Origin of the sequence: Glycomyces sp. NPDC046736, assembly GCF_040645615.1 — a bacterium.
Lineage (GTDB): Bacteria > Actinomycetota > Actinomycetes > Mycobacteriales > Micromonosporaceae > Glycomyces.
Genome location: NZ_JBEYYO010000028.1, coordinates 18,128 through 42,071 on the forward strand (window position 1 = coordinate 18,128; position 23,944 = coordinate 42,071).

A 23,944-nucleotide genomic window follows, 5' to 3' on the forward strand; every position below is an offset into this window, starting at 1 on the left:
ACCGAACGAATGGACTCGGATACCGACTCGCCGGGAGTTCGTAACCGCCGCCTAGTCGTCAGCCTCGCAGGTGACCGTGGCCGGAAGATCGAAGCCGCGGCTCGTGTCGGCCTGGAACCCGGTCACGGCGTCCTCGCCGGGGTCGAGGCGGCCGTTCCAGTTCTCGCTGCCGTACCAGTCGTGGTCTAGCTCCTGCATGTTCCAGTAGTTGTAGATCTCCATGTCGTCGATGTCGAGGTCGATCGTCCAGGAGTCGAACTCGGCGTTGCCTGAGTTGACGACCTCGACGGTCACGTCGATCGAGCGGTTCCACTGCTGGTTCACGATCAGGTTCGCCGTGCAGCTCGGCGTCGCCTGCGCGGCCTCGGCCGCAGGCGTGGTAGTCGCCGCGGCCTCCGAGCTCGGCACTTCGCTCGGCGACTCAGAAGCGGGCGCTTCCGTTGAGGCCGAAGGGGACTCGGGCTCGACGCTCGCGGCCGACTTCGATTCCTCGATCCCGGCCTCGGCGGCCGAGGCCGCGAGCCAGGCCGTGTCGAGCCCCTCGGCCACCCCGATGGGGTCGCGCTCGGAGTCGCCGCCGAACACCCCGAACTGCCACAGGGCCACCGCGGTCACCACCGCCGAGAACAGTCCCAGGACTTGCAGCAGGCGGCCGTGCAGGCGTCCGCGCCGGGCCGGGACGTCCACCGGTTCGTCCATGCCCACCACCTTCCACTGAGGAGTCGAAAGCGGCGCCGGGAGAGCGGAGTCCGCGCCGGGCCGCCCGTCCAGGATACCGGCCGCACCCTCCCCGGACGGTCCGCGATGTTTCGCCCCGATACCCGGTGAACTGCGATTTCGGCCCGTTCTCGTACCGATTCGCGGCTAATCCGAAAGGGACGTTCACGCTTCCTCACCAGGTCGGGACCCGTGTATCGCTCAACCTCCAGCCCCCGCCGCACCCCCGGGTTCCGACCTACACTGGCCCGATGAGCAAGGCACCGCAGCGCGACCCCGCCCAGGACGATCCCGACGTCCGCCGCCCCAAGCGCCACGCCGTGGGCCTGCCCGCGGTCGTCAACTCCCTGCGGTTCGTCGGCGCCGAAGCCGGTGCCAGGCGCGGCCTGCCCCTGCTGCGCGGCGTCAACCAGACCGACGGCTTCGACTGCCCCGGCTGCGCCTGGCCCGAACCCGGCCACCGCCACCCCGCCGAGTTCTGCGAGAACGGCGCGAAGGCCATCGCCGAGGAGGCCACCCGCCGCACCGTCGGCCCTGAGTTCTTCGCCGCCCACCCCGTGGCCGACCTCGCCGACAAGTCCGGTTATTGGCTCGGCCAGCAGGGCCGCCTCACCGAGCCCATGCACCTCGCCGAAGGCGCGACCCACTACGAGCCGATCGGCTGGGACCGGGCCTTCGAGCTCATCGCCGCCGAACTCGACGCGCTCGACACCCCTGACGGGGCCGCGTTCTACACCTCAGGGCGCACCAGTAACGAGGCCGCGTTCCTCTACCAGCTCTTCGCCCGCAAGTTCGGCACGAACAACCTCCCCGACTGCTCCAACATGTGCCATGAGTCCTCCGGCTCGGCCCTCGCCGAGACCATCGGCGTCGGCAAAGGCAGCGTCAGCCTCGACGACGTGCACCAGGCCGACCTCATCATCGTCGCGGGCCAGAACCCCGGCACCAACCACCCGCGGATGCTCACCGCGCTGGAACGGGCCAAACGCGCCGGGGCGCGCATCGTGACCGTCAACCCGCTCCCCGAAGCCGGGATGCGCCGCTTCAAGAACCCGCAGGCCCTGCGCGGCCTCGCCGGGCGCGGCACCGAGCTCACCGACCTGTTCCTCCAGATCAAGGTCGGCGGCGACCTCGCGCTGTTCAGCCTCCTCAACCGAATGCTCCTGGCCTCCGAGGACCCGACCGCGCTCGACCGCGAGTTCATCGAGCGATACACGCACGGCTTCGCGGCCTTCGCCCAGCACCACGCCCAAGGCGACGACGCGTGCGTGCTGGCCGACGCCGAAAGGCGCACCGGCCTGTCCGCGGCCGAGATCGAACGCCTCCTCGCGATGGTCCTGGTCGCCGACAAGATCGTGGTCTGCTGGGCCATGGGCCTGACCCAGCACCGCCACGCCGTCCCGACCCTGCGCGAGATCGTGGCGTTCCTGCTGCTGCGCGGCAACATCGGCCGCCCCGGCGCGGGCGTGTGCCCGGTGCGCGGGCACTCCAACGTCCAAGGCGACCGCACGATGGGCATTTGGGAACGCGTGCCCGACGCCTTCCTCGATGCGCTCGGCACCGAGTTCGACTTCGCGCCGCCGCGCGACCACGGGCTCGACACCGTCGACACCATCCGCGCCATGAGGGACGGCCGCATCGGGGTCTTCTTCGCCATGGGCGGCAACTTCGTTGCCGCCACGCCTGATACCGACACCACCGAGGCGGCCATGCGCCGCTGCCGCCTCACTGTGCACGTCTCGACCAAGCTCAACCGCTCGCATGTGGTCACCGGCACTCGCGCGCTCATCCTGCCCGCGTTGGGACGCACCGAACTTGACCTCCGCGACGGCCGCGAGCGGTTCGTCACCGTCGAGGACTCGATGGGCATCGTGCACGCCTCGCGCGGGCGCGTCCCCGCCCTCAGCGAACACATGAAGTCCGAAGTGGACATCATCGCCGGTCTCGCCCGCGCCGTGTTCGGCCCCGACGACCCCGTGCCCTGGGACGACCTCGCCGCCGACTACGACCGCATCCGCGACCGCATCGAACGCGTCGTCCCCGGCTTCGCCGACTACAACGCCCGCGCCCGCGTCCCCGGCGGCTTCCCGCTCCCGCACTCGCCCCGCGACGAACGCGCCTTCCCCACGGCCACGGGCAAAGCCAACTTCACCGTCAACCCCGTGACCTCACCCGAGGTCGGCGAAGGCCGACTCCTGCTCCAGACCCTCCGCAGCCACGACCAGTTCAACACCACCATCTACGGCCTCGACGACCGCTATCGCGGCATCCACGACGGACGCCGCGTCGTGCTCGTCAACCCCGAGGACGCCGCCGAACTCGGCCTCGCCGAAGGCGCCTACTGCGACCTCGTGAGCGAATGGGCCGACGGCGACCGCCGCGCGAGGCACTTCAAGATCGTGCACTACCCGACCGCGCGCGGCTGCGCCGCCGCGTACTACCCCGAGACGAACGTGCTGGTCCCGCTCGACTCGGTGGCCGAGACCAGCAATACCCCCACCTCCAAGTCCATTGTGGTCCGCTTCGAACCCGACAGCGCGACCGAAACGCAGGGGAGCTGAAGCCCGATGGGCCGCGTCACCGTCCGCCGAAAGACCGTCCGCCTCAACGAAGGCCGCCGCTCGGACCGCGTCGACACCCTCGTCGTCGAAGAGCCCCTTGAGCTTCGCGTCGGCGGTGAGTCCCTCCAGATCACCATGCGCACCCCCGGCGACGACTTCGAACTCGCCGCCGGGTTCCTCCTGTCCGAAGGCGTGATCTCCAAACCCGACGACCTGGTCTCGATGCGGTACTGCGCCGGGGCCGACCAGTACGGCGAGCAGACCTACAACCTCCTCGACCTCGCGCTGGCCCCGGGCGTGGAGCCGCCCGCGAAGGCCGCGAAACGCAACTTCACCGTCAGCTCCTCATGTGGCATGTGCGGCAAGGACTCTCTGGACGACGTGCGCACGAAGGCCGCGTGGGACCTGACCGAGGACTCGACCACCGTCGACGCCGAGCTCCTGGCCGACCTGCCCGAGCGCCTGCGCCGCACCCAGAAGATCTTCGACCGCACCGGCGGACTCCACGCCGCGGGCCTGTTCACCGCCGACGGCGAACTCCTCGCCTCCAAAGAGGACATCGGCCGCCACAACGCCGTGGACAAGGTCATCGGCTGGGCCCTCCAGTCCGGCCTGGTCCCGTTGCGAGGCACCGTGCTCGCCGTCTCCGGCCGGGCCTCGTTCGAGCTGGTCCAGAAGGCCGTCATGGCCGGTATCCCGGTCCTGGCCGCGGTCTCTGCCCCGTCCTCCCTGGCCGCCGACCTCGCCGACGAATCGGGCCTCACCCTCGCGGGGTTCCTGCGCGGGGCCACGATGAACCTCTACACCCACCCAGGTCGAATCATCTGAGCCCTCCGGCGTGTCGCCACTGTCCCTACTCTCCGGTAACTAAGCTCTCGATCAGGACAAACCTGAACGGGGGCAACATGTGCACGTCAGAGAACCGAACCCGAGTCGTGCTGGACGAATCCGAGATCCAGCGCCGCCTGAACCGGCCCCGGCGCCCGTCGCTCGCCGAGCGCTACGCCGGGGCGACCGACCCGGCCGAACGTGAACGCCTCTACGGCGAGAACTTCCCCAGGCGCGAGACCAGACCACCGTCCAAGCCCGCCGCCCGGGCCCCGTCCACCGTGTGGATCACGCGCCCCATCCTCCACGCCCGAGGCTGGACCGACGACGCGATCCGCAAACACCTGCCCGCCCCGGAACGCACCCGCCCGAACCCGCATCACCGGCGCTACAAGCCGATGCCACTGTGGCGAGCCGAAACCGTCGCCCGCGCCGAGTCCACCAAAGCCTGGCAGACCTGGCTCAACGAATCCCTATCCCGCCGCCGCAACATGAGCGGCCCCAACCCCAGAAAGGACCCCGACTTCCCCCGCCGAGCAGCAAAAGCCGCCAACGCCATCACCGCATCCCGAAGACCCTAGAAAAATCAATACCCCGGCGCCGCGAACGCAGCGCGGCGCCGGGCTCCCTTCTTGAGGCGCCAGTTCAGGTAGACGGCGCGGATTGCGGTGCCGACCACGAACGCGGCCGCCGCGATGCCGCCGAAGAGTGCTAGCGGGGCGCCGTTCGGTTCGCCGGTGCGGTGGGCCGCGCGGCCTTCGGGGTCGTAGGTGATGGTCACCGACCCCCCGACTTCGAACTTGTTGTGCGGGGAGGTGCGCTGGGTGAGCTCCCCGCCCGTCGGGCACTCCAAGGTGTGCTCGTACTTGGGCTTGCGCTCGCCGCCGGACTTGACGTAGACCTTCTCCTGCGAAGTGACCGTGCACGACTCGGTGACTCCGCGCTCGCTCAGCACCTGCTCGTTGACGCCGATGAAGACCAGGATCGGCATCGCGAACAGCATCAGGTGGACCCCGATCGCGGCCGCGATCTTCGCCGAGAGGCCTTCGCGGAGCACGAAGTACCAGACCTGAGCGAGGAAGAACAACGCCCCGATCCCCAACAGCGACAACGGCACCGTCGTCCAGAACGAGTCGGCCCTGAACATCGAGTACCACGCCGAAGCCCCGATGAACCCGGTCCCGGCCAGCACCAACACCACCCCGACGATCAGATCCCGCCCCAACCTGATCCGATCCTCGAACGCCTGCTCAGCATTCTTGACGGGAGGCGGAACCGGATGCCCGGACGACGGATACTGCGGCGCGAACTGCTGATCAGACATGACGACTTCCTGAGGGTTAGAACGAGGGCACCGACAAACATAGCCCCTCGGCGCTAGCACCCCCAGCGGTGCGCGAGACTCGTTGTGTGAGTGACCGACCCGCGCCGATGGCTGCCGAGCCGGCGTTGCTTCGGACGTTGGCGGCTGCTGGTCTGGTGGCGAAGGGACGGTTTGTTTCCAAGGCCGGTTGGGCCAGGCGTTCGCGAGGGCCCGGAGAGAGGCGGCGGGCTCGGATTCAACGGGGCCGTCCGCGTTGGCGGGCGGGCTTTTTGGTTATTGGAGTTTGGTGTCGGCGTGGTGGTTCATGCCTTCGCGGAGGAAGGCGGCCAGGCCGTGGGCTACCTCGTCGAAGGTGGCGGTGAAGGCCGGGTCGTCGGTGTAGAGGGCGGCGAGGCCCTTGTAGGCCTCGGCGGTGGGGGCGGTGCCCCAGAGGCGGGTCATGAAGGTGTGGTGCTCGGCGATCACGGCCTGGACCTCGGGTGACGCGGCGGTCGCGCCGTCGGTTTGGAGCGCGGCCAGGCGGCGGTGGAAGTCCTCGAACTTGGCGGGGATCGCGCGGCGCTCGTCGTCGGTCATGGCCTTGACGGCCGCCTCGCCCGCGTCGACCACGTCGTCGCCCCAGCGGCGGCGGGCCTCGGCCTCGTATTCGGCCTGCTTGCCGGCGTCGAGGCCGTCGAACCAGGTCTCGGGTGTCATCGACTGGTCTCCTTCGAGTTGTCGGATGGTGGTGTCCACGGTCGCGGCGAGGCGGTCGAGGCGCTCGCGCTCGGCGGCGAGCTGGGCCGCGTGGCGGCGCAGGGCCTCGACCTCGGCGAGGTCGCCTTCGAGGATCTCGGCCACCACGTCGAGCCGCAGCCCGAGCCGCTTGAGCAGCAGGATCCGCTGGAGCCGCAGCAGCTCGGCCTCGCCGTAGCGACGCAGACCGCCGTGGCCCGTCTCGGCCGGGGTCAGCAGCCCGAGCGCGTCGTAATGGCGCAGCGTGCGCGAAGTGACGCCCGTCAGCTTCACGACCTCGGCCGTAGACCACGTCCGCATGCCTTGACCTCCCGTTCTCCGTGTGCCTCCGACACTAAAAGTTGACGTTACGTCAACCGCAACACCGATTCGAGGTGACGCCGAACACGGAAACGGGGCCCGCGTCGCGAGTCGCGGGCCCCTGGAGGAGAGCTAAGGCGTCTGGATCGTCGGGAACGGATACGAGGTCACGTCGCTGCCGATGTAGAAGCTCGGATGAGGCGGCTGGTTGTAGGCGGTGTTCTGCCACGCGATCGCGACCCGGTACTGCGCATCGTGCATGAGAGTGGCGATCCGCAGGTCAGTGGTGTGGTTCGTGGCGTAGATCCGCAGCGCACTACCGTCACTGGTCCGCCAGATCACCTCCTCGCGCCAGTCGCCGAACAGGTCGGCCGACAGGCCCGGCGTGGCCTTCGTGCCGTTGTTCGACGCCACGCCCGACCCGGACAGGAGCGTCCCGGACGGGTAGTTCGTGATCTGCGTGCCGTCGAGCAGCTCGCGCTCGCCGTCGCCGTCCCACCACGACAAGAAGTTCGTCGACGCGGGCTTGGAGCCGACGTTCGAACCGGACGCGTCGAGCAGGCCGCTCACGGCCGAGGACCAGTACTCGGCCCCGGGGTTGCTCGCCAGCACGTTGGCGGCCACGCCGCGTCCGTTGTCGCCGCTGGGACTGGTCTGGAAGATCACGGACCCGTTGCCGCCGTTGAGATGCGAGGACGGCTTGCTGCCGTCCTCGTGGACCATGAAGACCTCCTGCCCGGCGCGACTCGGCACGAAGTCCGAGACGTGCAGGGCGTCGCCGTGCCCGAAGCCGGTGGTGTACAGCGCCGACCCGCCCGAGCCCACCGCCATCGCGCCGTACACGATGTCCTGGCGGCCGTCGCCGTCCAGGTCGGCGATCGAGAGACTGTGCGCCCCTTGCCCGGTGTACTGGCTGCCCGCGGAGTTCGAGTCGAACACCCAGCGCGACACCAGGTCCGTGCCGTTGAAGTCGACGGCCCAGATCACCGAGCGCGTGTAGTAGCCGCGCGCGAACACCATGCTCGGGTGCTGTCCGTCCAGATAGGCCGTTCCGGCGAGGAACCGGTCCACCCGGTTGCCGTAGTTGTCGCCCCAGCTGGAGACGTTGCCGCGCGGGGGCTGGTAGTCGATCGTGTCGATGATCGCGCCGTCGACCCCGTTGAAGATCGTCAGGTACTCGCTCCCGGCGAGGATGTACCCGCTGCCGTTGCGATGGTCCGCAGTGGAGCTCCCGATGACCTGCCCGGTGCCCGATACGGTCCCGTCGGCGGTCTTCATCGCGATCTCCGCGTCGCCGTCCGAGTCGTAGTCGTACACCTGGAACTGCGTGTAGTGCGCCCCGGCTCTGATGTTGCGGCCCAAGTCGATCCGCCACAGGCGGGTCCCGTCGAGCTCGTACGCGTCGATGAACACATTGCCGGTGTACCCGGACTGCGAGTTGTCCTTGGCGTTCGTGGGGTCCCACTTGACGAGGTACTCGTACTGCCCGTCCCCGTCGAGGTCACCCACGCTCATGTCGTTGGCGTCGTAGGTATAGGAGACACCGTCCGGAGTGGTCCCTCCGGCCGGGCGCTGGATCGGGATGTCCCGGTAACCGCTCGCATTGAACACGGCCTCGGCGCTGGCCTGCGGCCCGACGCTGCCGCCGTTCACGGCCGCCACGGTGTACGTGCCGCTGCCGCCGGTGTCGAGGTAGTTGGTGGCGCCGGTGAGCGGCGATGGGTTGAGCAGCGTCCCGTTGCGGTACACGTTGAACGCGGTGTTCGCCGCGTCGGTGCCCAGGAGTCGCCACGAGACCAGGTTCCCGCCGCCGGCGGGCACCACGGTCACGCCGCGGCCGAGGTCCTCCATGATCGCGCCGGTCTGGCTCGCCCCGACCTCGTCACCGTCGACCTGGGCCGACGCGTGGGGGAGTGCGACGAGCGCGGTGAGTCCGGCGAGCGGGGCCGCGGCCAGCGCGACCCATCGTATATGTCTCTTGTGGATTCGAGTGGGTTCTCGCATGTGGTGCTCCGAATGCTGTGAAGGGAGTCCGGGCGCGCGCGACCGCAGGGCGGGGCCCTGTCGCGGTGTCCGGAGGGGGCGGCGAGACCGACCGTGCCGGGTCCTCGGCAACCGCTCCCAAAAATCGAGACATTGGATTGAATCGATATAATGATATCGGCTCAGCATAGCCTGAGAACGCTCTCATGGCAATCCCCGCCCAGGACCACGATCGCGGGCCTGATCGGCGGGCGCTTCCTCAAGTGCCCCTGTCGAATGCGAAGATGAAGGCACCGCGCCCCGACACCCCACCGGGAGGCCCACTGTGTACCAGCGAATCGTGGCGGCCAAGGTCAGGGAGACCTTCGCGAAGATCAGCCGAGGCGACTGGGAGTCGATGGTCGCCTCGACCGCGCCGGAGTTCACCTACCGCTTCTACGGCGACCACGCCCTAGGCGGCGAGCGCCATACCCGAGACGCGCTGCGGCGCTGGTGGACTCGCGTCTTCTCGATGCTCAGCGAGCCCGCTTTCACCGTCGACCAGGTGATCTCGCAGGGACCGCCGTGGAACACGAGAGTGGCCGCGGCCGTGCGCGTCTCGGCGAAGCTCCCCGACGGCACGGAGTACCGCAACGTGATCCACCAGTTCATGACCCTCAAGTGGGGCAGGCTGATCGAGGTGCGCACCTTGGAGGACACCGCGCTCCTCGAACGAGCCCTCGACCGCCTCGCCGAACTGGGCTACACCGAGGCGAAGGCCGCGCCGATCGAGGATTGAGCGGGTCTCAACCCTGTTCGGCGAGCGCGGCGAACGCCTCGGCCTCGCGTTCCATGTAGGCGCGCGCTTTGCGGGAAAAGAACGCCTTCGCCAACCAGGCCGCCGGACCCGTCCACTCGATGGCGAGCACCAGGCGGGCACCCTCGCCGCTCGGCCGCAGTTCGTGCGAGGCTTCGGTGCGCACGCCCGAAGCGGCGGCGGTCCACGTGAACCCTTGCCCGGGACGCCAATCGGTCACCTCGTACACGGCCGTGGCGAGACCGGACTGCCGCACCACGAACCGGCTGCCGACCGCGATCGGCCCGGCCTCGCCGACGCGTTCGATGCCGTCCACTGTGGGAAGCAGCTCGGCCCAGCGATCGAGCGAGCCGAGATGCGACCACACCGCGGCCGGGCTGGCGTTGATCTGGCGTTCGATGATCATGCGGACATCGTACCGATCGACAGGCGTCGAAGTCGGTGTAGCCCGCTCAGAAGTCGGAGCGGTTGTCGCGCACCCACTGTGCGAATGTCCGCGCCGGGTTCCCGGTGACCCGCTCGACGTTGTTGTTCACTGTGGCCGGACGATCCCGAAGGTTCGCGGCCACTTCGAGCAAGGAGTCGAACATCGCTTCGGGGAACCACTCGGGCCGGGCCGCGAGGGCTGCTCCCCTGGTGAGTTCCTCGATCTCGATCGGCCTGTCGAGCGTCTCGGCCACGATGTCGATGACCTCGCGCTGGCTCAAGGACTCGGGGCCGGTGAGGATCAGGCTGCGGCCTCTGAACTGGTCGCGGGTGAGCAGGTCGGCGGCCACGTCCACGTAGTCGTCGAGGTGGATCGGGTTGACCCGCCACTCGGGGTAGGCGATCGCGACCTTCCCGGCGCGGATCTGCTCGCCCCAGTCGCGGGTCACGTTGGTGGCCAGCCAGGACGGGTAGAGCACGGTGTGCTCCAGCCCCGAGTCGCGCACCGCCGCCTCGATCGCCTTGTGCGCCAGACCGATCGGACCGGCGTGTTCGACCGGGTCGTACGCGGCGGGGGAGGACAGCAGCACCACGTGCTCGACCTCGGCCTGCGCTGCGGCGGCCAGGAAGCCGCCGATGTCGCCGAACGTGGGGTACAGGAACGCGGTGCGCACGCCGTCGAGCGCGGCGGGGTCCGGCGCGGTGAGGTCGAGCGCTGCGGTCTCGACGCCCGGCGGGACGTCGAGCGAGGCGGCATCGCGAGCCGTGGCGCGCACCCGGTGGCCCGTGCCCGCGAGGCGACCGACGAGGCGCGATCCGATGTTGCCGCGCGCGCCGGTGACGAGGATGGTCATGAGCGGTCTCCTGATTTCGGGCACGCGAACGCGAAGCGTCCTGCGTGCGCTCGGGTAACATGACATTGAAACCAATTTGCTTTGCAAGCAAAGAAGATTTGCTAGCAAAGGTATCTCGGAGGTGTGCCCGTGTCAACCCGAGCGAGCGTCGACGACGCCGTCCGCGATCTCCTGCTGCTCATGCCCCGCATGGTCGGGCGCGCGAAACGCCTGCCCGTGCCCGAGGAGATCCGCTCGCTCGAACTGAGCCCGCGCCACCTCTCGCTGCTCGCACTGCTTCTGTTCGACGGCCCCACCACCGTCAACGACCTGGCCGAACGTCTCGAAGTCGCGCCGACCACGGTGAGCCTCATGGTCTCCGAGCTCAGCCGCAAAGGCGTCCTGGAACGCCGCGAGGACGAATCCGACCGCCGCCGCCGCATCGTGAGCATCACCGACGAGTCCCGCCCCCGCATCGAGACCTGGCTCGCCGCGAGCGCCCGCGCCTGGCGCCAGGCCCTCGCCCCGCTCACCGCCGGGCAGCGACGCCTGTTCGTCGACACCCTCACCGCGTACGAACGCGCCCTCGACGAGCCCGCTACCGACTGAACTCGGCGGCCTCCAGCCGCTCGAAGTCGGCGCGCAGGTCCGCGAGATTGCGGGCCACGTCGTGGTCCCGGTACACCCGCTCGGCCGCCTCGAAACGCTCCCGGGCCCGCACGAGGTCGCCCTCGGCCAGCGCGGCCTTCCCCAAGCCCTGCAAGGCGTTCGCGGCCCCGACCGGGTCGCCGAGCCCGTCGAACAGCTCTCGCGACTGCTCGTATCGGCCCACCGCTTCGCCTGCATCGCCCGCCGCCAGGGCCGCGTCGCCGACACCCAACAGCGCGAACGCGATCCCGTACGTGTCCCCTTCGGACTCGGCCGCTTCGAGCGCGACCGTGAAGTGCTCGGTCGCCCGCGCGTACTCCCCGCGCAGGATCGCGACCCGTCCGAGCCCACGCTCCACATAGATCATCCGGTGCGCGAACCCGCCCTTGCGGTACGCGTCCATCGCCGCCGAGTAATGCGCCTCGGCCGCAGCGGCGTCGCCGCGGATCTGCGCGACCTCGCCGAGCCCGCGCCGCGCGTTCCCGATCCCGCCGGGATCCTCCCCGGCCTCCGAACAGGCAAGCGCCGCAGTGTAATGCCGGTCCGCCGCGTCCACCTGCCCTCGCAGCCGCGCGATCTCGCCTTGGCCCCAGAGCGAATGGCCGGTGCGTTTGCGGTCGCCCAGCTCGCGGTCGAGCCGCTCGGCCGCCCGGAACCCGGCGTCGGCCGCGTCGTAGGCGCAGTACCGCAGGCCGCGATAGCCGAGGTGGCGCGCCAGATGCGCGTACCCCACGGTCTGCCCGCTGGTGGCGAGGTTGCGGATGGTCTCGACCTCGGCGGCGAACCAGTCCGGATGTTCGACGAAGCCCTCCCCGAGCCGGTCGAGGTAGTGCTGCACGAGCGTGGCTCGGATCGGTTCCAGGTCGCCCTCGACCGCGGCCAGGTGCCCGCCGTAGATCCGCAGCAGGTCGTGCGCCCGATAGGCCCGCAGACCGCGTTCGCGGCTGGTGCGGCTCAAGTCGCGGTCGGCCAGGCCCGCGGTGACGAGGCCGTGCATGCGCCGCTCGGCCCGGCGCAGATCGCAGCCCATCGCCGCGGCGAGCCCGGCGAGGGTCGCGCTCGCTCCCGGATGCGCGCCGAACACCCGGAACGCCAGGCGCTCTTCGGGATCGAGACGCCGGTAGGAGCCCGCGAGTCGGTCGAAGAGGTCCTTTTGAAGGTCCGGGTCGCCCCGGCGCCGCACCGGATCGGGTTCGGGGAGGTCGGCGATGATCTCTTCGAGGGCCACCTCATCGGCGGCGATCTCCCTTGCGTGCGTGGCGATGAGCACGGGCATGCAGAGGTCGCGGCGCACGAGTTCGGCCACGAGTTCGGGCGGGTGGCCCTTGCCCGCGAGCCGCACGAACATGGCGACCGCGTCGGCCTCCTCCAACACGTCCAGACGCAGGCTCGGCCCGTCGTCGATCCGCAGCCGCCCGCGCGTGGTCGCGATGGTCACGCAGCCCTCGCCGCGCACGATGAGCCCGTCGAGCTGCTCCACGCTGTCCACGTTGTCCCACACCATGAGCAGTCGCCGCTCGGCCGCTGCGGCCTGCCAGCGCGCGGCGCGGGCGCGGTGGTCGAGGAGCTCGACCTCGCCGGGCGTGGCGGCGCCGATGCCGGTGAGCACCGCGCCGAGCGCGTCGGCGGCGGTGTCGGCGGCCTGGCCGCGGTAGGACTCGAAGTCGTGGAAGACTCGCCCGTCGAACCGGGCGCGGAAGCGGCCCGCGAACGCGACCGCCAGCGCGGTCTTGCCGACGCCGCCGAAACCGCCGATCGACTGGATGACCGCGACGCCCTCCTCCGCTTCGACGGCCTCCAGCAGCTGCGCGAGTTCCCTTTCGCGGCCGACGAAGTGACTCCCGCTGATCCCGGGGTTCCAGTGGTCCCTCCAGCGGCTGTCGGGCCGCCGGTCGAAGGCCGCGTCCCATTCGACGGCCCCGTTGAACCCGGTGACGGCCTCGGTGAAATGCGCGCCCAGCTCCTTCAGCGCCGACAGCGGCGTGGCGACCGCGCCGGTGGGCGCCCCCAGCCCCCGGCTGTTGTTGACGACGGCGCAGATCGCGCGCCGTCGAGGGTCGATGAGCATCCCGCCGGACATGCCCGGCAGTGCGTGTCCGCCGGTGAACCACCAGAAACCCTGGTCGTCGGGGCTCTCCCACGTGAATTCGACGCCGCGCAGGCGCGGCACCGAACGGCTGCTGCCCGGATTGGCGCGCACGGCGACGACGGCCCGCCGCGCATCGGGCCCGGTCGGCTCGGTCGCCGTGAGGTCGAGCCTCGGGCACGGATGCCCGCCGATCCGGTTCCCTTGCGCGTCTTGGAGTTCGATCACGGCCAGGTCCGGCCAGCCCCAGAGTCCGTCGGGGCCCGCCGCTCGGGCCGAACGGGCGAGCACCACCGCGCGGGCCGTGTTCACTTGGGGCAGTTCGGAGACCACGCGCAGCGGTTCCCCGTCGCCGATCTTCCCGACGACGTGCGCGCAGGTGAGCACCAGTCCGGAGGCCGCGAGGAAGCCCGAGCCGAGGAACCCCGTCCCGTCGCCCGGTCCGGTCTCGACGCGCACGGCGAACTGGAACAGCCGCCGGTCGTCGATCGCCACGGCGTCCATGGTCACTCCGGGGCCGAAGTCCAGGTGAGGGTGACTTTGAGCGTGGCCGCGGCCCCGCCGCTGACCAGCAGCCCGGTCAGCTTGCCCGCCTTGACATCGGCGGCGACGCCGAACTCGACCACCGCCTGGTCGGGCCTCACCCGTTCCCAGACTGCCGTCAGCTCACCGGAGACGGCCTCGATCATGCCTCGCAGGCGGTCGAACGAGTCCGCGTCGGACTCGGCTCCGATCGGGGTGAGGCCGCCGTCGCCGCTCGCGCGGTCCGGATCGTCCACAGTGTCGACGGTCTCCACCAGGAACTCGGCGTCGCCGATCTTGACTGGAACCACTTGGCGCATAGGCACCTCCGAGGGGTTGCGGCCGGTGAACCCTCAACGGTAGCAATAGGAACCCCGGTGCGCTGGCCCCGAATCAGCGCCTCGGCGGCGCGGTGGACTCCCGGATCACCAGGGTCGTCGCCAGCTGGACGTGGTGGGAGTCGGGGACCAGGCCCGAGGCCAGGTCGAGGACCGTGCGGGCCGCCGCGCGGCCCATTTGGCGCAGGGGTTGCTTCACGGTCGTGAGCGGCGGTTCGGTCCAGGCCGCGTTGTGGGCGTCGTCGAAGCCGATCACGCTGAGGTCGGCGGGGACGTCGAGGCCACGGCGGCGCGCGGCCCGGAACACCCCGATCGCGATCGAGTCGCTGGCGGCGAACACCGCCGTGGGCGGCTCGTCCAGGTCCAGCAGCCGCTCGGTGAAGGAAGCGCCGGTCTCGGCGCCGAACCGCCCCGAGCCCACCAGCGCCGCATCGACCGCGATCCCGGCCGACTCCAGGGCCTCCCGGTAGCCGTGCAGGCGCTCCCTGGCCGGGACCGACCGCGCGGGCCCGCCCGCGAACGCGATCCTGTTGTGCCCCAGGCCGAGCAGGTGCCGCGTGGCCTGCACGCCGCCCGCCCAGTTGGTCGCCCCGATGCTCGTGACCCGCTCGTCGAGCGGGTTCGCCGGGTCGATGACCACCAGCGGGAGCTTCAGGCGCTCGCACGCCTCGATCTCCGCGTCGGTGAGCTCCGCGGTCACCACGACCAGCCCCGCGCCGCCCTTGGCGGCGATCCGCTCGATCCGTGCGGTGGTGAGCGGTTCGTGCACGGGCCCTTCGGATCCGAGCGAAGCGGTGACGACTTCGACGCCGAGCTCGGCGCCGCCCTTGATGAGCCCGTCGAGCACGTCCACGGCGTAGATGTTCAGCATCGTGTCGAACACGACGTGCATCGACTTCGGTGCGGGGGCGTCGCGCGGCCCGGTGCTCGGCTCGTACCCGAGCGCGGCGATCGCCTCGCTCACCAGGCGCCGCGTCTCCTCTGCCACCCCCGGGCGCCCGTTGAGCACCTTCGATGCGGTGGCCTTCGAGACGCCCGCGTGCGCGGCGACCTCGGACAACCGGACCCGTTCGCTCATCCCACCCCCGTCGTTCAATGGTGTCGACAGTCTAGGACCGGGCCCGGAAACTGTTTCAGAGGGCGAAACCTCACTCACCGTTTTCATTGCGGCACAATGGACTTCCCTGCCTATAATGACGCGGTCCTCCGGCGGCGGGGCCCACAGGTCGGCCGCCGGCCCTGACGACAGCAAGGAGACACAGTGTCCTTCATGGAAGGAACGGCTCGCCGCGTCCTCACCCGCGTGGCCGCCGTCGTGGCCGCGGCCGGTCTCGGCATCGCCGGTCTGGCCGGCTCGGCCTCGGCCGACATCACCATCCAGCAGTACGTGGCCCTCGGCGACTCGTACGCCTCGGGCGTCGGCGCGGGCGACTACCTCGCCGACGACGGCTGTTACCGCTCGACCCACGCCTACCCCAAGCAGGCCGCGCAGCAGCTCGGCGAACGCCTGTGGTTCGAGGCGTGTTCGGGCGCGAAGATCGAGGACGTGGTCGCGAACCAGCTGAACCACCTCCGTCCGGGCAACACCGAGCACGTCACGATCGGCGTGGGCGGCAACGACGCCGGGTTCTCCACCGTCCTCGGCGCGTGCGCCGGGACTGACACGGCCCTGTGCGAGGCCGCGATCGCGGGCGCGCAGCAGGTCATCACCACCTCGCTGCCCGATGAGCTCTCCGAGCTCTACACCCTGGTCGAGACCAAGGCCCCCGACGCCGACATCGTCGTGGTGGGCAACCCGCGCCTGTTCGACGGCACCACTTGCGCGGGCTCGCTCGCGATCACGCCCGAGGAGCAGGCGCTGCTCAACGAGACCGCCGACCTGCTCGCGGAGACCACCGCCGCGGTCGCGGCCGACCACGGCTTCGACTTCGCCGACGTGCGCGAGGCCTTCACCGGCCACGCCGTCTGCTCGGCCGACCCGTGGATCCTCGGCTACGTCGGGACCCTGGAGTCCTTCCACCCGACCGCCGCGGGCCAGGACGCCTACACCGAGGCGGTCCTGCCGTTCCTCGATTACTAGACGGCCGCTGCCGGGGGCCCGCTCGCTTCGTCGTCGGAACGAACGGCACCGATGCGCCGCGCGTTCGTGAACGCATAGACCCACCTGACCGGCCCGCGGGGTTCCCGCGGGCCGGTTTCGCGTCTCCGGGACAATCCTGGGATGCCGCGTTCCAAACCCGCCGCCTGCCCGTGTGGCTCCGGCCAGACCTACGCCGCCTGCTGCGGGCGCCTCCACTCCGGGGTTGCCAAGGCCGCCACCGCCGAAGCGCTCATGCGCTCGCGCTACAGCGCCTTCGCCGTGGGCGACGAGGCCTATCTGCTGCGCACCTGGCACCCGAGCACCCGCCCGCCGCGCATCGGCCTCGACGGCCGCCGCTTCACCGGTCTGGAGATCCTGGAGACCTCCGGCGGCAGCCCGCTCCACACGTCCGGGACGGTGCGCTTCCGAGCCCGCTTCGTAGACGACGACGGCCCGGGCGTCCAGACCGAGAACAGCACGTTCGAACGCGTCGGCCCTGACTGGCTGTACGTGGACGCGCTCGACTTCGACTGACGCCCAACGCGTCCGGGGCCGGCAACTCGCCGGGAACCCTCCCAATTCATCGAATACTTGTCGATTCGTTAACAACTGTCTAACCTCGCCTTGTGAGTTTCGACCCTCCGTCACCCGCCAAAGACCGCCGGGTGCGACGAACCCGCGCCGCGCTGATGCGCGCCGCGGTGGCCCTCGTGACCGATCGCGGCACCGCGAACATCCCGGTCTCCGACATCGCCGACACCGCGGGGGTGAGCCGCCAGCTCGTGTACCTCCACTACGGCGACCGCGAGAACCTCCTCCTCGAAGCCGCGCTCGACCTCGCCCGCGGCGACCTCGCGGACCTGCGGGACGGCGGCCGGGCCGGGCGCGAGCGGGCCCTGACCGTGGCCCGGCACTTCGCGGCCCACCGCGAGTTCTACCGCTCGATCTTCAGCAGCGGCAGCGCCTTCGCGTTCAACAAGGCCCTCAGCCGGGTCCTGACCCCGCTCGAGGCCGGTGACGGCTCAGACGATGCCGACCCGCTCGCCGAGGACTTCGCGGTGTTCGTCGCCAACGGCACCACCGCGCTGGTCGCCGCCTGGGTGACCGAGGGCGACGAGGCCCTCGACCCCGAGGCGATGGCCGACCGGCTCCTGGCCGTGGGCGGGATCGCCATGGCAGCTGCGGGCGGGCTCAAGCGTCCGGTAGCCGACTGTTCCTGACGTCATACCCGCCGCACCCAGGCGGAATATCCCCTTCGGCGCTAATGTTAAGGCAAGTGATTGACTTAATTTAAGCCGATCGTCGACCCCGGGACCGACCCGAGGGCGATACTGCGACACGGGCCGCGCGACGCGCGACCGAGGGGGGACACCACATGAGCACCGCAGACCGCTTCACCGGCAAGACCGTCATCGTCACCGGAGCCGGTTCGGGCATCGGGCGCGCGACCGCGCTCCGCCTGGCCGCCGAGGGCGCGAGCGTCGTGGCCGTCGACGTCAACCAGGAGAGCCTCGACAAGCTCGCGGCCGAGATCGAGGTCCGCACCGTGGCGGGCGACCTCACCGACGCCGCCGTGATCGCGCGGGTCGTGGCCGCGGCCGACGGCCGGATCGACGGCCTGGCCAACGTCGCGGGCATCATGGACGGCTTCCTGCCGGCCGGCGAGGTCGACGACGCCACCTGGGAGAGGGTCATGGGCGTCAACGTCACCGCCCCGATGCGCCTCATCCGCGCCGTGCTCCCGGTGATGACCGCGGCCGGTTCGGGCTCGATCGTGAACGTCTCGTCGGAGGCGGGCCTGCGCGGCTCGGCCGCCGGTGCGGCCTACACGACCTCCAAGCACGCCGTCATCGGCCTGACCCGCAGCGTCGCGGTCGTCTACGGCAAGGACGGCATCCGCTCCAACGCGGTCGCCCCCGGCGGGGTTGCCACCAACATCGAAGCGGCCCCGAAGTCCCAGTTCGGCTTCGAGCGCCTGAGCCCCTACTTCGCCAACGCCGCCGCCACGGCCCAGCCCGAACAACTCGCCGCCGCCATCACCTGGCTCCTCAGCGACGACGCCAGCAACACCAACGGCGTGGTCCTGGCCTCGGACGGCGGCTGGAACGCCGTCTAGAACCCCGAGATCACCGCGCCGCGGAGGCGCAGCACCGAAGCTTCCGCGGCGCGGTTTCCCATGTCCGCATTGCTTTTCGCGCCCAAGGCCCCGCGTCGGTACCATGTGCCGGAGGGGTCGAGCCCTAGGAGCGCTGATGGACACCGCCGGACTCAAGTCGATCGCCATGCTGCTTCGGGAGCGGGATCGGATCGATGCCCGGATCACCGACATCGTGGGGCGGCCGGTCGCGCATGGGCATCTGTCGGATTGGATCGGGGCGCAGATCTTCGACGTGGAGCTCACCGACGCTCCTCATAGGATCGTGGACGGGACCTTCAGGAGCGGGCCGCTCGTCGGGTGCACCGTGAACATCAAGTACTACTCGCGCAACGAAGGCCTGCTCGACGTCGTCGACACCGACGAGCTCGACTACTACCTGGTCATGACAGGGGCCCGGGGGACCAGGTCAAAGGCGCCGCGGCCCTGGAACATCGAGCGGGTGTACCTCTTCGACGCGTTCGAGCTCGTGGACGCCCTGCACGCGCACATGCGGCGGATCGGGAACGCCACCAGCGTCCGGGCCGAGCACTGGCGCGCCGCCGAGATCTACCCGAATCCGCAGAAGCCGATCCTCAAGCTCACCCGCGAGCAGGTCGCCGCGCTCGACGAGTTCAGGGCCGATCCGCCCCTCCGGTGAGGCATGGGCGTACAGGGCGAGGGGTAGTCGTGACTCGGCGGGCTGAGTGCCGTTAGGATGCGGTGCACTGGGGGTGATGTCATCCCGCAGTCGCTGTGATGGCAATCTGACGGAGGTAGCGTGCTTGATATCAGCCCACTCACCTGGGCCGTGACCATCGGACTCATCGTCCTGCTGTTGGCGGTGGATCTGCTGCTGGCAGCGCTGCGGCCGCATCACGTTGGGTTCAAGGAGGCCACCGCGTGGTCGGTCTTCTACATCGCCGTCGCGATCGGCTTCGGCGTCTGGTTCGGCGCGGCCTACGGGAACTCGGCGGGCACCGAGTACTTCGCCGGTTACATCATCGAGAAGTCGCTCTCGGTGGACAACCTGTTCGTGTTCGTGATCATCATGGCCACGTTCGCCGTCCCCGACCACCACCAGCACAAGGTGCTGACCTTCGGCATCCTTCTCGCGCTGGTCATGCGCGCGATCTTCATCCTGCTCGGCGCGGCGCTGATCAACTCGTTCTCGTTCATGTTCCTGCTGTTCGGCCTGCTGCTGGTCTACACCGCGATCCAGCTGTTCCGACACCGCGACGAAGACCCCGACATCGAGACGAACCTGATGGTGCGCGGCGCCAAGAAGTTCCTCCCGGTCACCAAGGACTACGTCGGCGGCAAGCTCTTCGCCAAGGTCGACGGCAAGCGGCTCGTGACGCCGCTGTTCATCGTCCTGATCGCGATCGGCTCGGTCGACCTGCTGTTCGCGCTCGACTCGATCCCCGCGGTCTTCGGCGTGACGCAGGAGGCCTACATCGTCTTCACCGCCAACGCGTTCGCGCTGCTGGGCCTGCGGGCACTGTTCTTCCTGGTGAAGGGCCTGCTCGACCGCCTGGTGTACCTCTCGACCGGCCTGTCGCTCATCCTGCTGTTCATCGGCTTCAAGCTGATCATGCACTGGCTGCACGTCGACATCAACACCTCGGTCCCCGAGATCCCGACGCCGCTCAGCCTCGGCGTCGTCATCGGCGTCCTCGTCGTGGTCACGGTCGCGAGCCTCATCAAGACCCGAGGCAAGCCCCACGAGAAGGCCCACGCCGGGTCGCTCTCAGCCACCAAGTCGAAGGACTCCGAAGACGCGTAAGCACCTTCGATACGGGCCCCGAGGCGACGCCTCGGGGCCCTACCTCATCTCCGCGCCAGCAGCAACAGGACCACCATGAGCGGGATCGGCAGCAAGAACGCCTCCCGCAACCCGATCCAGGTGTCGAGCCACCCGAGCGCGGCCGGGGCCGCCAGGATCGCCGTGCCCGAGGCCAGCGACCCTATCGACGCCGAGTGGCGCGCCGTCAGGTTCGGGACCTCGACCAGGCGCGCCAGCATCATCGGATACAGCGGCGCGATCCCCACGCTGGCGATCGCGATCCCGGCCGTGACGACCGCCGCGTGCCCGCCCAGGTAGACCAGGACCGTCCCCGCCGCGGTGGTCGCCGCCGCCGCGCCGACCGCCCACGGCCGGTCGAGGAACCGCGGCCCCACCAGCCGGCCCACGGCCATCCCGATCCCGAAGCTCGCGCCCAGCGCCGACGCGGTCCCCAGACTCACCCCGGTGTCGACCAGGCGCGCGACCGCCCACACCACGAAGCAGAACTCCGCCGCCACACTCAGCACGATCCGCAGCCACCCCAGGGCCGCGGGCCCGGCCGGAAGCCTCACCCGCAGCGCCGGACCGTCCACCGGTCCGCGGACCGTGGCGTGCACCAGCGCCGCGAGCAGCACCGGGATCGGGACGAGGATCGCCCAGCGTCCCGGCAGCCCCAAGGTCTCCAACGCCCCGAACGCCAGCGGCGCGCACACCCCGGCCGCGCTCGCGATGCCCACCGCGATCGCGATCCGCTTGGCCGCCCCCGGTCCCCGCAGCAGCGACGGTGTGGCCAGCGCGATCGCCGCGCAGCCGAGCCCGACCAGCACCGACCCGGCCCCGGCCGGGGCCAGCTCCGGCGTGAGCGCCATCCCGAGCGCCCCGATCGCGGCCATGCCGCACGCGATCCGCAGCACCAGGCCCGCGCCCGCGCGCAGCACCGCCGGGCCGAGCACTGCGGCGATGACCAGGCCCGCGCCGAACGTCGAGGTCAGCCACACCAACTCGCCGCGCGGCCGCTCCAGTTCGGCGGCGATCCCGGCCAGGTAGGGCCCGAACGAGGCCACGAGGTAGCCCAACCCGATCTGCGCGAACCGCACCACCCGGTCCACCGGGTCTCGGGTCGCGTTGGGGGAGTGGCCGTCCGTGTGGGGTGAGACGACTTCGGGGTTGCTGTAGCTTCGCATGAAGCCCTCCGGGGAAATTTAAACTCGTGTGTCGAGGCTAAATGGTGGTGGTGACGCGGTGCAAGCGAGAACTCCAGGGCCCGGCGATGGCGCCGGCCCGGTGAAGGTCGGCCGAGCCGAGGCCGCCCGCTGGAGCGGCGCGCTCGACCTGCTGAAACTCGTACGCGCCCGGCCCGGGATCACGCGCGCCGAGGCCGCGCGCGACCTCGGTGTGGGCAGCGGCACCGCCACCGACATCTCCGCGCGCCTGCGCGCCATCGACCTCCTGGCCGAGCGCCCCGCCCCGCCCACCGGGCGCGGCCGCCCCACCACCACGCTGCACGCCCACCCCGACGGGCCACTCGCGGCCGTCGTCGACGTCCGCCAGTCCGACTGGCGGGTGGCGCTGGCCGACCTCGAAGGGGGCCTTGCCGAGACGGTCGCCGGAAGGCACCCCTCCAAGCGCCCCGGCCGGGTCTTCGACGCGGTGGGGGAGGTCGTGCGGGACCTCGCCGAACGCCACGGCGGGCGGGTGCGTGCCGTCTCGGTCTCCACCGCGGGCACGGTCCGCCACGGCCGGATCGAGCAGGCCAGCGTCCTGAACTGGCGCGACGTCGAGGTCCCGCCGCTGCTTCCGGGGGTGCCGCAGGTGATCGGGAACGACGCCACGCTGGCCGGGCTGGCCGAGGCCCGGCTCGCCCACCCCGGCGAGAGCGTGCTGTTCCTCAAGATCGAGACCGGTATCGGCGGGATCTTCGTCGACGGCGGCCGGGCGGTCACCGGCGCGTCCGGCGCGGGCGGCGAGTTCGGGCACGCGCCGTTCGGCGACCCGGCGGTGCGGTGCCCGTGCGGGGCGACCGGCTGCTGGGACGTGGCCGTGGACGGCCGCGCCGTGGCCCGTCTGCGCGGCGAGCCCGAACCTGACGACCCGCGCGCGTACCTCATCGACGCGCTGGTCGAGCCGGGCGCGCGGGCGGCCGTCGCCGAGTGCGCGGCGGTGCTCGGGCGCGGCGCGGCGGGGCTGGTCAACGTGTTCGATCCGGCCGTGGTGAGCCTCGGGGGCTTGGCCCCTGAGCTGCACCGGGCCGCCGAGGACGCGTTCGCCGAGGCCTACGAGGCCGGTCTCATGGGCTTCCGGCGCGACGATCCGCCGAGGCTGTCGAACTCGGCGCTCGGGCCGGACGCGTCGCTGCTCGGCGCGGCCGAGGCCGCGTTCGACCTCATCCTTTCCGAGCACGGCATCGCGGCCTGGACCGAGGAGCGGTCCTCATGAGACCTTCGTAGGCTCGCGCGCCGGGTCGTACACCGGCACCCATTTCGCGAGCCAGCCCACGCCCAGCCAGGTGATGGCCCCGAGCGCGATCGCGGCCGCGCCCAGTGGGAACGCGAGCGAGACGAGGCTGATGAGCCCGGGGCCGGCGACGCTGCCGAGGTCGCCGCACAGCCGCCAGCCGCCGAGGAACTGACGCCGGCCCTCGTCGGGGGCCACGTCGGAGCCGAGGGTCAGCACGATCCCCGACGAGATCCCGTTGCCCAGGCCCATGAAGCAGGCGACCAGGCCGATCGTCATGGCCGTGGTCGACAGCGGCAGCAGCATGAACCCCGCGCCCATGACGAGCATCGCCGGGAGCGCGACCCACATGCGGCCGAAGCGGTCCATGATCGCGCCGCCGGGGTAGAACAGCAGCATGTCGACCCCGGCCGCGAGTCCGAAGATGATGCTCGTGGTCGAGGCGTCGAGGTGCTGGGACTCGGCCCAGAGCGGGATGATCGCCTGGCGCGAGGCCCGGGCGATCATGATGAGGAAGACGCCGGTCCCGAGGGTGGCGAGGACGGTGCGGTGCGCGGCGAGGACCGTCCACATGCTGCGGCGCGGTTCGCGCGCGGCGGGAGAGCGGTGCTTCGTGTCGGGCAGGTCGGGGAGGGTGAGGCTGAGGAGGCCTCCGGCGAGGCTGGTGCACGCGGCGAACGCGTAGGTGGCGCCGAAGGAGTGCTGCTCGATGAGGAGCGCGCCGATGAACGGGCCGATGAAGGAGCCGATGCGGAAGGTCCCGCCGAGCGTCGAGAGGGCACGGGCACGGAAGGCGATCGGGACCGCTTCGGAGAGGTAGGCGTGGCGGGCGAGCCCGAACACGGCGCCGCAGACGCCGACGACGAACACGCAGGCCGCGAGCACCCACAGCGACCCGGTGCGGGAGGCGACGATCATCGCTGCCGCTTCGACCACGCACGCGGCGAGCAGGACGCGTTTCTCTCCGAACCGCTGCGCGAGCGCTCCGGCCGGGAGGTCTCCGGCGAGTTGCCCGAACCCGATAAGCCCCACGATGATCGCCGCTTGGGTGACCGAGGCGCCGAGGTCGAGAGCCGACAGCGCGATGAGCGGAATGATCGCGCCCATCCCGATCGAGATCAAGACGGTCGGCCCGTAGATCGGCACGACCAGCCGACGCAGTCGCAACGAGTCGGACGCCGCCGGGGCAGGGGCATTGTTGGGCACGACCGGAACGTACCAACGTGTGGTGAGCACAACTCGCATCGCGACCAGGCAATGTGACCAACCCAACCGGCCGACCGGCAAGCATCCTCGGCGAGGCGGGAGGCGGGAGGCGGGAGGCGGGAGGCGGGAGGCGGGAGGCGGGAGGCGGGAGGCGGGAGGCGGGAGGCGGGAGGCGGGAGGCGGGAGG

General features: G+C 70.6%; 23 protein-coding genes. 12 read left to right on the top strand and 11 right to left on the bottom strand.

Going from position 1 to position 23,944, the window contains the following annotated elements:
- Nucleotides 1-51: 51 nt before the first annotated feature.
- A complete protein-coding gene (locus AB0B28_RS21495; RefSeq protein WP_360124374.1) occupies nucleotides 52-699 on the bottom strand; it encodes a cellulose binding domain-containing protein in 648 nt (215 codons plus the stop codon).
- A 269-nt stretch (nucleotides 700-968) separates the two neighbouring features.
- Here AB0B28_RS21495 and AB0B28_RS21500 point away from each other — a divergent pair, with 269 nt between their 5' ends.
- The 3 genes from AB0B28_RS21500 (at nucleotide 969) to AB0B28_RS21510 (ending at nucleotide 4,687) form a co-directional block, all read left to right on the top strand.
- On the top strand, nucleotides 969-3,278 hold the full coding sequence (locus AB0B28_RS21500) for an FdhF/YdeP family oxidoreductase (RefSeq protein ID WP_360124377.1): 2,310 nt from the start codon (nucleotides 969-971) through the stop codon (nucleotides 3,276-3,278).
- Between the two features lie 6 nt (nucleotides 3,279-3,284).
- Nucleotides 3,285-4,106 (top strand): formate dehydrogenase accessory sulfurtransferase FdhD, encoded by an 822-nt coding sequence (gene fdhD / locus AB0B28_RS21505; RefSeq protein WP_360124380.1) that lies wholly within the window; start codon nucleotides 3,285-3,287, stop codon nucleotides 4,104-4,106.
- Nucleotides 4,107-4,183: 77 nt separating this feature from the next.
- Nucleotides 4,184-4,687, top strand: a complete 504-nt coding sequence (locus AB0B28_RS21510; RefSeq protein WP_360124382.1) for a hypothetical protein — start codon at nucleotides 4,184-4,186, stop codon at nucleotides 4,685-4,687.
- A 5-nt stretch (nucleotides 4,688-4,692) separates the two neighbouring features.
- Here AB0B28_RS21510 and AB0B28_RS21515 read toward each other — a convergent pair whose 3' ends face one another.
- The 3 genes from AB0B28_RS21515 to AB0B28_RS21525 all read right to left on the bottom strand — a co-directional run bounded on the left by AB0B28_RS21515 (nucleotide 4,693) and on the right by AB0B28_RS21525 (nucleotide 8,469).
- On the bottom strand, nucleotides 4,693-5,430 hold the full coding sequence (locus AB0B28_RS21515; RefSeq protein WP_360124384.1) for a hypothetical protein: 738 nt from the start codon (nucleotides 5,428-5,430) through the stop codon (nucleotides 4,693-4,695).
- 273 nt (nucleotides 5,431-5,703) lie between these two features.
- Nucleotides 5,704-6,465 (bottom strand): TipAS antibiotic-recognition domain-containing protein, encoded by a 762-nt coding sequence (locus tag AB0B28_RS21520; RefSeq protein ID WP_360124387.1) that lies wholly within the window; start codon nucleotides 6,463-6,465, stop codon nucleotides 5,704-5,706.
- Between the two features lie 132 nt (nucleotides 6,466-6,597).
- Nucleotides 6,598-8,469 (bottom strand): rhamnogalacturonan lyase, encoded by a 1,872-nt coding sequence (locus AB0B28_RS21525; RefSeq protein ID WP_360124389.1) that lies wholly within the window; start codon nucleotides 8,467-8,469, stop codon nucleotides 6,598-6,600.
- A 304-nt stretch (nucleotides 8,470-8,773) separates the two neighbouring features.
- Here AB0B28_RS21525 and AB0B28_RS21530 point away from each other — a divergent pair, with 304 nt between their 5' ends.
- Nucleotides 8,774-9,226 (top strand): nuclear transport factor 2 family protein, encoded by a 453-nt coding sequence (locus AB0B28_RS21530; RefSeq protein ID WP_360124392.1) that lies wholly within the window; start codon nucleotides 8,774-8,776, stop codon nucleotides 9,224-9,226.
- Nucleotides 9,227-9,233: 7 nt separating this feature from the next.
- Here AB0B28_RS21530 and AB0B28_RS21535 read toward each other — a convergent pair whose 3' ends face one another.
- On the bottom strand, nucleotides 9,234-9,650 hold the full coding sequence (locus AB0B28_RS21535) for an SRPBCC family protein (protein ID WP_360124395.1): 417 nt from the start codon (nucleotides 9,648-9,650) through the stop codon (nucleotides 9,234-9,236).
- A 46-nt stretch (nucleotides 9,651-9,696) separates the two neighbouring features.
- Nucleotides 9,697-10,524 carry an NAD(P)H-binding protein gene (locus AB0B28_RS21540; protein ID WP_360124398.1) on the bottom strand — a complete coding sequence of 276 codons (828 nt, stop codon included), beginning with the start codon at nucleotides 10,522-10,524 and terminating at the stop codon, nucleotides 9,697-9,699.
- Between the two features lie 180 nt (nucleotides 10,525-10,704).
- Between AB0B28_RS21540 and AB0B28_RS21545 the strand changes: the two genes are divergently transcribed.
- Nucleotides 10,705-11,112 (top strand): MarR family transcriptional regulator, encoded by a 408-nt coding sequence (locus AB0B28_RS21545; RefSeq protein ID WP_360124437.1) that lies wholly within the window; start codon nucleotides 10,705-10,707, stop codon nucleotides 11,110-11,112.
- On the opposite strand, the gene AB0B28_RS21550 is transcribed toward AB0B28_RS21545, so the two are convergent.
- The 3 genes from AB0B28_RS21550 to AB0B28_RS21560 all read right to left on the bottom strand — a co-directional run bounded on the left by AB0B28_RS21550 (nucleotide 11,102) and on the right by AB0B28_RS21560 (nucleotide 15,175).
- Nucleotides 11,102-13,741, bottom strand: a complete 2,640-nt coding sequence (locus tag AB0B28_RS21550) for a tetratricopeptide repeat protein (protein WP_360124401.1) — start codon at nucleotides 13,739-13,741, stop codon at nucleotides 11,102-11,104. The two genes, AB0B28_RS21545 and AB0B28_RS21550, sit on opposite strands and share 11 nt — an antisense overlap.
- Before the next feature lie 2 nt (nucleotides 13,742-13,743).
- Complete coding sequence (locus tag AB0B28_RS21555; protein WP_360124404.1) at nucleotides 13,744-14,079, bottom strand: CU044_2847 family protein; 336 nt, start codon at nucleotides 14,077-14,079, stop codon at nucleotides 13,744-13,746.
- Nucleotides 14,080-14,152: 73 nt separating this feature from the next.
- Nucleotides 14,153-15,175: a LacI family DNA-binding transcriptional regulator gene (locus AB0B28_RS21560; protein WP_360124407.1), complete on the bottom strand. Its 1,023-nt coding sequence runs from the start codon at nucleotides 15,173-15,175 to the stop codon at nucleotides 14,153-14,155.
- Nucleotides 15,176-15,367: 192 nt separating this feature from the next.
- Here AB0B28_RS21560 and AB0B28_RS21565 point away from each other — a divergent pair, with 192 nt between their 5' ends.
- From AB0B28_RS21565 to AB0B28_RS21590, 6 genes are all read left to right on the top strand, one after another.
- The gene (locus tag AB0B28_RS21565; RefSeq protein ID WP_360124410.1) at nucleotides 15,368-16,177 is read left to right on the top strand and encodes an SGNH/GDSL hydrolase family protein; all 810 of its coding nucleotides are present in this window, start codon (nucleotides 15,368-15,370) and stop codon (nucleotides 16,175-16,177) included.
- 141 nt (nucleotides 16,178-16,318) lie between these two features.
- The gene (locus tag AB0B28_RS21570) at nucleotides 16,319-16,711 is read left to right on the top strand and encodes a YchJ family metal-binding protein (protein ID WP_360124413.1); all 393 of its coding nucleotides are present in this window, start codon (nucleotides 16,319-16,321) and stop codon (nucleotides 16,709-16,711) included.
- Nucleotides 16,712-16,842: 131 nt separating this feature from the next.
- On the top strand, nucleotides 16,843-17,397 hold the full coding sequence (locus AB0B28_RS21575) for a TetR family transcriptional regulator (protein WP_360124416.1): 555 nt from the start codon (nucleotides 16,843-16,845) through the stop codon (nucleotides 17,395-17,397).
- Nucleotides 17,398-17,552: 155 nt separating this feature from the next.
- On the top strand, nucleotides 17,553-18,293 hold the full coding sequence (locus AB0B28_RS21580) for an SDR family NAD(P)-dependent oxidoreductase (protein ID WP_360124419.1): 741 nt from the start codon (nucleotides 17,553-17,555) through the stop codon (nucleotides 18,291-18,293).
- A 136-nt stretch (nucleotides 18,294-18,429) separates the two neighbouring features.
- On the top strand, nucleotides 18,430-18,972 hold the full coding sequence (locus tag AB0B28_RS21585) for a hypothetical protein (protein WP_360124422.1): 543 nt from the start codon (nucleotides 18,430-18,432) through the stop codon (nucleotides 18,970-18,972).
- A gap of 120 nt (nucleotides 18,973-19,092) precedes the next feature.
- Entirely contained in the window at nucleotides 19,093-20,097 is a 1,005-nt protein-coding gene (locus AB0B28_RS21590; protein ID WP_360124425.1) for a TerC/Alx family metal homeostasis membrane protein, read from the top strand.
- A gap of 44 nt (nucleotides 20,098-20,141) precedes the next feature.
- Here the strand turns inward: AB0B28_RS21590 and AB0B28_RS21595 are convergent, their stop codons facing one another.
- The gene (locus AB0B28_RS21595; RefSeq protein WP_360124428.1) at nucleotides 20,142-21,281 is read right to left on the bottom strand and encodes an MFS transporter; all 1,140 of its coding nucleotides are present in this window, start codon (nucleotides 21,279-21,281) and stop codon (nucleotides 20,142-20,144) included.
- 100 nt (nucleotides 21,282-21,381) lie between these two features.
- Between AB0B28_RS21595 and AB0B28_RS21600 the strand changes: the two genes are divergently transcribed.
- Entirely contained in the window at nucleotides 21,382-22,533 is a 1,152-nt protein-coding gene (locus AB0B28_RS21600) for an ROK family protein (RefSeq protein WP_360124431.1), read from the top strand.
- Here the strand turns inward: AB0B28_RS21600 and AB0B28_RS21605 are convergent.
- Nucleotides 22,528-23,757, bottom strand: coding sequence for an MFS transporter (locus AB0B28_RS21605; RefSeq protein ID WP_360124434.1), 1,230 nt, complete (start codon nucleotides 23,755-23,757; stop codon nucleotides 22,528-22,530). The genes AB0B28_RS21600 and AB0B28_RS21605 overlap by 6 nt on opposite strands.
- Nucleotides 23,758-23,944 lie beyond the last annotated feature (187 nt).

Coding starts and splice junctions, on each gene's coding strand:
- AB0B28_RS21495 (WP_360124374.1), bottom strand. CDS start 699: ATGGACGAACCGGTGGACGTCCCGGCCCGGCGCGGACGCCTGCACGGC.
- AB0B28_RS21500 (WP_360124377.1), top strand. CDS start 969: ATGAGCAAGGCACCGCAGCGCGACCCCGCCCAGGACGATCCCGACGTC.
- fdhD (WP_360124380.1), top strand. CDS start 3,285: ATGGGCCGCGTCACCGTCCGCCGAAAGACCGTCCGCCTCAACGAAGGC.
- AB0B28_RS21510 (WP_360124382.1), top strand. CDS start 4,184: ATGTGCACGTCAGAGAACCGAACCCGAGTCGTGCTGGACGAATCCGAG.
- AB0B28_RS21515 (WP_360124384.1), bottom strand. CDS start 5,430: ATGTCTGATCAGCAGTTCGCGCCGCAGTATCCGTCGTCCGGGCATCCG.
- AB0B28_RS21520 (WP_360124387.1), bottom strand. CDS start 6,465: ATGCGGACGTGGTCTACGGCCGAGGTCGTGAAGCTGACGGGCGTCACT.
- AB0B28_RS21525 (WP_360124389.1), bottom strand. CDS start 8,469: ATGCGAGAACCCACTCGAATCCACAAGAGACATATACGATGGGTCGCG.
- AB0B28_RS21535 (WP_360124395.1), bottom strand. CDS start 9,650: ATGATCATCGAACGCCAGATCAACGCCAGCCCGGCCGCGGTGTGGTCG.
- AB0B28_RS21540 (WP_360124398.1), bottom strand. CDS start 10,524: ATGACCATCCTCGTCACCGGCGCGCGCGGCAACATCGGATCGCGCCTC.
- AB0B28_RS21545 (WP_360124437.1), top strand. CDS start 10,705: ATGCCCCGCATGGTCGGGCGCGCGAAACGCCTGCCCGTGCCCGAGGAG.
- AB0B28_RS21550 (WP_360124401.1), bottom strand. CDS start 13,741: ATGGACGCCGTGGCGATCGACGACCGGCGGCTGTTCCAGTTCGCCGTG.
- AB0B28_RS21555 (WP_360124404.1), bottom strand. CDS start 14,079: ATGCGCCAAGTGGTTCCAGTCAAGATCGGCGACGCCGAGTTCCTGGTG.
- AB0B28_RS21560 (WP_360124407.1), bottom strand. CDS start 15,175: ATGAGCGAACGGGTCCGGTTGTCCGAGGTCGCCGCGCACGCGGGCGTC.
- AB0B28_RS21565 (WP_360124410.1), top strand. CDS start 15,368: ATGGAAGGAACGGCTCGCCGCGTCCTCACCCGCGTGGCCGCCGTCGTG.
- AB0B28_RS21570 (WP_360124413.1), top strand. CDS start 16,319: ATGCCGCGTTCCAAACCCGCCGCCTGCCCGTGTGGCTCCGGCCAGACC.
- AB0B28_RS21580 (WP_360124419.1), top strand. CDS start 17,553: ATGAGCACCGCAGACCGCTTCACCGGCAAGACCGTCATCGTCACCGGA.
- AB0B28_RS21585 (WP_360124422.1), top strand. CDS start 18,430: ATGGACACCGCCGGACTCAAGTCGATCGCCATGCTGCTTCGGGAGCGG.
- AB0B28_RS21595 (WP_360124428.1), bottom strand. CDS start 21,281: ATGCGAAGCTACAGCAACCCCGAAGTCGTCTCACCCCACACGGACGGC.